This window comes from Myroides sp. DW712, assembly GCF_046557355.1.
GTDB lineage: Bacteria > Bacteroidota > Bacteroidia > Flavobacteriales > Flavobacteriaceae > Flavobacterium.
In genome coordinates, this window is record NZ_JBKFDO010000037.1 from 1 (window position 1) to 1511 (window position 1511).

1 protein-coding gene is annotated in these 1511 nt (G+C 46.2%); it reads left to right on the plus strand.

Features of this window, described 5'->3' with window-relative positions:
* Positions 1–611: tyrosine-type recombinase/integrase (locus ACLJX0_RS15360; RefSeq protein ID WP_410881687.1), on the plus strand; the 611-nt coding region annotated here is incomplete at its 5' end.
* Positions 612–1511: the final 900 nt, after the last annotated feature.

Below are 1511 nucleotides of genomic sequence, written 5' to 3' on the forward strand. Positions count from 1 at the left end.
ATCATCCCTGTATCAAGCTCACCTTACAAGACCCGATCAACCGCGCGATTGCCACAGAAAAGCTGTATACCAAACTCGAATTAGACGCTTTACAAGCCAACTACCAATCCAAGGACAAACGCCTGGAAACCCGCAATAAAACTATTATAAGCCTCCTAATCCATCAAGGTTTACAAGTACAAGAAATCAGTGGGTTGCAACTCACAGATGTAAACTTAGAAAAAGCGGAAATCCACATCGCCAAAACCAGTAAAACCCACGCTCGAACCTTGCCTTTACAAGCTACCCAAATCGTCTTACTACTTCGCTATTTAGAAGATAGAGATCAGTTTAACCCCACGACCACACATTTTATTATATCTAAGTACGGCAAATCCTTGCAAGGGCAGGGGATTAGTCGATTGCTCAATGAAGACAGGAGTAAAACTGAAAGAATCCAACCCCTTAAAATCCGTCAAAGTGTGATTGCTCTTCTTTTAAAATCAGGACATAATCTTCGCTTAGTACAAGCCTTTTCCGGACACAAGCACAGCAGTAGTACCCAGGCATACAAACAAAGCGAATTAGAGCAATTACAGACATCGGTCAACAAATACCATCCTTTGCAATAACTTGCTCATTAAAGGGCGTTTATACAAAGAAAGAAGCGCAGGGAAAAAAGAAAGAAGCGCAGGAAAAGCGGAGTTCGTCGTCCTTGTTCGGCAAGCATCGGCCAACCCTTCAAGGCCTTTTTTTTGCTTCGCCAGTTCGAGCAAAGCTCTCGGGTCAATTGAAAAATAAAAATAGGAGCAAAAAAACAGCCTTGAAGCCCTACGGATGCTCCGCTTCGCTTTGCAGGTTGTCCTTCTTCTTGCAGCTCCCGTCGTCCTTCTCACGCCCAGCTGCTTTGTCCGTTTATGCCCCTTTTTGTCTTCGCTTCGCTACGCCCTTCAAGGCGCAACACGTCCACCGCTGGGCATAATTTGGCTCGCCTGCGGGTCGCTGTGGGCTGCGGCGCTTGGTTGTAGTTGCCTCCGCTACGCTTTGGCTTACACTAAGGAACGTCTTGTATCCTGCGCCCAGCCCTGTCACGATTTATCAAAAGTCAAAAATCCCGCCAGGGCTGTTCTTGTATATATGCAAGCCCGCGCAGTCCGCTGCGCTACCTGCTTTTGGTCTTCCACCCTTGCTCCACTCGCAGGGGGCTCGCAGGCTGTCGTTCGTTGCCTCTCTCCAGCCGGCTTTGGCCATCAAGGGTTCCGCTACGCTACTCCCTTGTGTCCAGCCATTAGCTCAAGGCTGTTTTTCCTTCGGATCATCTAAAGACATTTTATCTAAGAAGCTAACGCCCTTCGGTTGTTGACTCATTTTTTACATCGGTTTGTTCGCTGCGCTACCAAACCGCTATAAAAAAGTGAGTTATTATTTTTTTCAATTGAAATAAACTTTATTTTTATATGGACAGTTGGTCTTTGAAAACAAAAGTTGAGTTCGCGCGAGAAAAAGAAGGAGTAGATGTGGAAGAGTGTGGA